1 protein-coding gene is annotated in these 503 nt (G+C 43.1%); it reads right to left on the bottom strand.

All coding sequences use genetic code 11. From position 1 onward, the window contains the following. A partial coding sequence (locus EQG68_RS15110) for an HYR-like domain-containing protein (RefSeq protein WP_449404223.1) occupies window positions 1-503 on the bottom strand: 503 nt, incomplete at both ends.

The following is a 503-nucleotide window of genomic DNA, read 5'->3' as shown; positions in this document are numbered from 1 at the left end:
TTCTACAACAATACTAGCTGCTTGAGTAGTGATTTCAGGGGAAACAGTATCTTGAACAGTGATAATTTGTGTGTGTGTTGTTTCATTTCCACACTCATCTGTTGCCGTCCAAGTTCTGGTCACAACATAAGCATTAGCACATTGACCTTGCTCGGTTGATTCGGTGAAGGCAACACTTGCCTCACCACAATTATCTGTAGCAGTTAAAGTAGCAGCCGTTGGTACAGCATCACACTCTACTGTTAAACTAGCAGGAAGCTCTTCTACGAACGCAGGAGCAACAGTATCGTTTATAGTAATTGTTTGCGAAATAGAAGTTTCGTTACTACAAGCATCCACAAATGTCCAAGTTCTAGTGATTACGAACGAGTTCGGACAATCACCTGCCACAGTTGTATCAACCCCTTCTGCCGAGATTTCACCGGCACAATTATCCGTAGCGGTTAATGAAATGGTTGCCGGTACTTCAGAAGCACAAGCTACAGTTACATCTGCAGGAGTTT

This window comes from Flavobacterium piscinae (assembly GCF_004122145.1).
Classification (GTDB): domain Bacteria; phylum Bacteroidota; class Bacteroidia; order Flavobacteriales; family Flavobacteriaceae; genus Flavobacterium; species Flavobacterium piscinae.
This window is presented reverse-complemented; position numbering and strand designations above follow the sequence as displayed.